Source organism: Parafannyhessea sp. (genome assembly GCF_051876455.1).
Taxonomy (GTDB): domain Bacteria; phylum Actinomycetota; class Coriobacteriia; order Coriobacteriales; family Atopobiaceae; genus Parafannyhessea.
On the sequence record NZ_JBJEHW010000036.1, the window covers coordinates 1 to 5173 of the forward strand.

4 protein-coding genes are annotated in these 5173 nt (G+C 66.2%); all 4 read right to left on the reverse strand.

Going from position 1 to position 5173, the window contains the following annotated elements; genetic code table 11:
- Positions 1–970, reverse strand: a 970-nt coding sequence (gene nusA / locus ACI38Z_RS01690; RefSeq protein WP_439788454.1) for a transcription termination/antitermination protein NusA, incomplete at its 3' end; no start/stop codon positions are given.
- Between the two features lie 48 nt (positions 971–1018).
- Positions 1019–1492 carry a ribosome maturation factor RimP gene (rimP, locus tag ACI38Z_RS01695; RefSeq protein ID WP_439788455.1) on the reverse strand — a complete coding sequence of 158 codons (474 nt, stop codon included), beginning with the start codon at positions 1490–1492 and terminating at the stop codon, positions 1019–1021.
- A gap of 169 nt (positions 1493–1661) precedes the next feature.
- A complete protein-coding gene (gene leuS, locus ACI38Z_RS01700) occupies positions 1662–4226 on the reverse strand; it encodes a leucine--tRNA ligase (RefSeq protein WP_439788456.1) in 2565 nt (854 codons plus the stop codon).
- A 143-nt stretch (positions 4227–4369) separates the two neighbouring features.
- Positions 4370–5173, reverse strand: an 804-nt coding sequence (locus tag ACI38Z_RS01705; protein WP_439788457.1) for a serine O-acetyltransferase, incomplete at its 5' end; no start/stop codon positions are given.

Consider the following 5173-nt stretch of genomic DNA (forward strand, 5'->3'; position numbering starts at 1 on the left):
TGGCGAGCGAGAGCTGGTCGTCCGGGACGATGACGGTCGCGTAGTTGTCCTCGTCGTCCACGATCACGCGGGAGACGCGCGCCGGGGACAGCGCGTTCGCGACGCACTTCGCCGGGTCGTCGCTCCACAGCACGACGTCCACGCGCTCGCCGCGCAGCTCGGAAACGACGGCGCGCACGCGGCTGCCCTTGGGGCCGACGCAGGCGCCCACGGGGTCGAGCCTGTCGTCGACGGAGCTCACGGCGACCTTGGAGCGCACGCCTGCCTCGCGGGCGATGGAGCGGATCTCCACGACGCCGTCGTAGACCTCGGGCACCTCGAGCTCGAAGAGCCTGCGGATGAGGTCCGGGTGGGTGCGCGAGACCACGATGGACGGGCGCTGGCGCTCGCCCCTCACCGGCTGCTGGCTGCTGTTGGGGTCGCGCACGTCGATGATGATCGCGCGGATCTGCTGGTGGTGCGAGTAGCGCTCGCCCGCGGGGCGCTCGTTGAGCTCGTCCGGGTGGCGGCGCTGGTCAAAGTAGGGAAGCTCGGCCTCGACGCCCTCGCGGATCTTGATGATCGCGAAGTCGGGCGTGGTCTGGAGCACCGTGCCCGTGATGATGTCGCCGATCCTCTTGGAGAACTCCTCGTAGATCTGCTGACGCTCGGAGTTGCGCACGATCTCGTTGATGACCGACTTCGCGTGCGTGTAGGCGGTGCGGCTCGTGTCCTTGGGCGTGACGTCGACCTCGTCGAAGTCGGTGTACAGGCCGGTCTCGTCGTCCCAAGACTCCTCCTTCGGCACGAGCTCGTACACGTACACCTTGCCGGTCTCGCGGTCGATCGTGACGCGCGCGCCGTCCGGGAGGTGCATGACCTCCGCGTAGCTCTTCGCCAGCGACTGCTCGAGCTGGTCGATCAGGTACAGCTCGTCTATGTGCTTCTCCTGGCACAGTGCCATGAGCGCTTCCATCATCTCAGATGCCATGCTTTTCCTTTCCCCGTCCTCTTCTGGATTATCGCGATCCGTTGGCCTCTAGTCGAACTTCGGCTTTATCTTGCAGCTCTTGATCTGGTCGAGCGCGAACGAGAACTCCTCGCCGTCGCACTCCACGACCACCTTGCCGTCCACGAGCCCCTTGAGCAGGCCGGTGTAGTGCCTGCGCCCCTCGCGGTCGAAGGTGTTGAGCGAGACGTCCTCCCCCGCGAAGCGCTCGAAGTCGTGCGCCCTGCGCAACGGCCTCGAGAGGCCCGGGCTCGAAATCTCGAGCGTGTACGAGCCCGTGAACGGGTCCTTCTCGTCGATGACCTCGTTCACCCAGTCGCTCTGCGCCGTCACCTCGTCGAGCGTGATGGTCGGGAGCGTCTCGTCGGCGTGGTCGATCCTCACGCGCACGACGGGCGCCTTCGAGGAGCCGACGACCTCGACGTCCACGACGTCGATCCCGTGCTCCGGGGCCACCGCCTCGAGCGCCTCGAGCAGCCCCTTCTCGATATCCGTGGATGCCAAGGCATCTCCCTTCCCGGGCCTAGACCCGACATACAGAAAGGAAGCGGGGCGAGAAGATCCACCCCACTTCCTCGAACAGTCACGATTAAGCTGTGGTTAATTTACCACAGCCGACGTGTCACACGCATGCCGTCACGATTTAACCACAAGCGGTCGTACCGCGCACACGCTAGATGGCCACGATGTTGACGAGCCTCCCCGGCACCACGATGACCTTCTTCACGTCCTTGCCCTCGAGCTGCTCCGCGACGGCCTCGCGCGCGACGGCCTCGAGCTCCTCCTTGGAGGCGTCCGCCGCGACGTCGACGTGCGCGCGGACCTTGCCCTTGATCTGGACGGCGATCTGGATCGTGTCGCTCTTCGCCTGGTCGGGGTCGAACTCCGGCCACGGCTCGTTGTAGACCGAGCCCTCGAGGCCGAGTGCCTCGTGGAAGAGCTCCTCCGCCCAGTGCGGGCAGATGGGCGCGAGCATGGCGACGATGTCGTGGGCGACGCGCCACGAGAGCGCGGCGTCGCGCTTCTCGGCGTCAACGTCGTTCACGTACTTGGAGGCGGCGTTGGTGAGCTCCATGACGGCCGAGATCGCGGTGTTGAACTGGCCGCGGTCGAAGTCGTTGGTGCACTTGATGCCCATCTGGTGGAGTGCGCGGTTGAGCTCCGCGGACTTCGCGTCGAGGGACTTGGCGTCCACCTCGCCCTTGGCGGCGTTGTCGCAGAGCTGCCAGACCACGCGCCACGCGCGCTTGATGAAGCGGTTGGCGCCAGCGACGGCCTCCTCGTCCCAGTCGAAGTCCTTCTCGGGCGGCGCCACGAAGAGGATCGCGAGGCGCATCGTGTCGGCGCCGTAGGGCTCGATGACGCTCGACGGCGGGACGACGTTGCCCTTGGACTTGCTCATGGTGTCGCCGTTCGCGTCCTTGACCATGCCCTGGCAGAGCAGGTTGGTGAAGGGCTCGTCCACGTCGACCATGCCCATGTCGCGCAGGACCTTGGTCCAGAAGCGCGAGTACAGCAGGTGCAGGATGGCGTGCTCGATGCCGCCGATGTAGTTGTCGACCGGCATCCAGCGGTCCACGGCCTCCTTGCTGAAGGGGGCCTCGTCGTTGTGGGGATCGCAGTAGCGCAGGTAGTACCAGCTGGAGTCCGTGAAGGTGTCCATCGTGTCCGTGATGCGCTTGGCGGGACGGCCGCACTTGGGGCAGGTGGTCTCGTAGAACGGAGCGTACTCGGCGAGGGTGTCGCCGGCGCCGAGGTCGAGGTTCTCGGGAAGCTTTACGGGCAGCTGGTCCTCGGGCACGGGGACGTCGCCGCAGTGGTCGCAGTGGATCATCGGGATGGGGTTGCCCCAGTAGCGCTGGCGGCTGATGAGCCAGTCGCGCAGGCGGTACTGGACGGTCGGGCGACCGCAGTCATGCTCCTTCAGCCACGCCGTGATGGCGTCGACCGCCTCGGAGTGCTTGCCACCCTTGAGGCCCGTGAACTCGCCGGACTGCACGAGGTAGCCCTCCGCGACCATGGCCTTGTCCCAGTCGACCGAGCGCACGCGGATGTCGCGCTCGTCCTTGAGCTCCTCGTAGAGGGGGTCGTCCTTCTCGCAGATGATCGGGATGATGTCGAGGCCGTACTTCTTTGCGAAGTCGAAGTCGCGCTGGTCGCCGCAGGGGACGCCCATGACGGCGCCGGTGCCGTAGTCCATGAGGACGTAGTCCGCGACCCACACGGGCGCGGGGCGGCCGTTGATCGGGTTGATGACGTAGCGGCCCGTGAACACGCCGTGCTTCTCGCGGTCGGTGCCCTGGCGGTCGATGGCGCTGACCTTCTCGGTCGCGGCGCGCAGCTTGCGGTAGTCGGCCTCGTACTCGGTGCCCTTGACGAGCTCCTCGGCGAGGTCGCTCTCGGGCGGGAGCACCATGAAGCTCACGCCGAAGAGCGTGTCGGCGCGCGTGGTGAAGACGGTCACCTTGCGGTCCGTCGGGGTCTTGCCGTCGACGTCGGCCAGACGGAAATCGATCTCGGCACCCTCGGAGCGGCCAATCCAGTTACGCTGCTGCGCCTTGACGTTCTCGGGCCAGCCGGTCAGCTTGTCGAGGTCGTCAAGCAGCTCCTGCGCGTAGTCCGTGATCTTGAGGTACCACTGCGAGAGGTTGCGCTTCTCCGGAACGGAGCCGCAGCGCCAGCAGCGGCCGTCCACGACCTGCTCGTTCGCGAGGACGGTCTTGCAGGTGGGGCACCAGTTGACGGGGCTCGTGGCGCGGTAGGCCAGGCCCCTCTTCCACATCTGGATGAACATCCACTGGCCCCACTTGTAGTACTCGGGGTCACAGGTGTTGAACATGCGGTCGTAGTCGTAGCTGAAGCCCATGCGCTTCATGGTCTTGACGGCCTGCGCGATGTTCTGGTACGTCCACTTGGCGGCCTGGGTGTTGTGCTTGATGGCCGCGTTCTCCGCGGGGAGGCCAAAGGCGTCGAAGCCCATGGGGTGCAGCACGTCGTAGCCGCGCATGCGCGCCTGGCGGGCCATGGCGTCGCCGATGGTGTAGTTGCGGGCGTGACCCATGTGAAGGTCTCCCGAGGGGTACGGGAACATCTCGAGCACGTACTTCTTGGGCTTGGCGGGGTCCGTGTCCGTCTTGTAGAGGTCGGTCTCCTCCCAGATCTTCTGCCACTTGGTCTCTATTGCCTGCGCGTCGTACGCGGGAATCCTGCCCTCGACGGCCTCAGTGTTGTCAGCCATTTGGTTCCTCTCCTTGCCGTGAGCCTCTGACGGCGATTTAGCACGCCCTAGTATAGCGAAACGTCCCGTCGCGCACGCTGGCACGTTACGCGACGGAAAGGTGCAGGACGCGCCGGGCGAGAAGGACACCCTTCTCCCCCCGCCTATATCACGTAGCACCAGACGGGCTCGGGCTCGCCCGGGCGGCGGACGATCGTCTCCTGGTTCAGGCGCACGCGCGCGTTCTCGGGCACGGACTCGCACACGAAGGCGGAGCCGCTGATGACCGCGCCGTTGCCGATGACCGTATCGCCGCCGAGGATGGAGGCGTTGGAGTACACCGTCACGTAGTCACCGAGCGTCGGGTGGCGCTTCTTGCCCGAGAGGAGCTGGCCCTTGCGGGTCGACAGCGCGCCGAGCGTGACGCCCTGGTAGATCTTGACGTGGTCCCCGATCTCGGTCGTCTCGCCGATGACGACGCCCGTGCCGTGGTCGATGAAGAAGTACTTGCCGATGTGGGCGCCGGGGTTGATGTCGATGCCCGTCTTGCTGTGGGCATGCTCGGTCATGAGGCGCGGGATGAGGGGCACGTCGAGCCCGTAGAGCACGTGCGCGATGCGGTACACGTAGATCGCGTAGAAGCCCGGGTACGCCACGAGGACCTCCTCGAGGCTGCCTGCGGCGGGGTCGCCGTCGTAGAGCGCCTGGATGTCCGTCATGAGGAGCTCGAGCACGTGCGGCAGGCTGTCCAGGAACGTCTCCGCAACGCCCGAGGCACGCTTTCCCGCCTCGTCGCGCGAGAGGTCGCCGTCGTCGAAGAGCAGCGCCTCGAGCACCTGGCCCTGCAGCACGCGCTCCACGTGCAGGAGGCGCTCGCGCGTGAGGTAGTCGCTGCTCTCGCCCGCTGCGCTCTCGTTGTCGAAGTAACCGGGGAACAGAAGCCGCCGCACGTCCGAGATCAGCTCAAC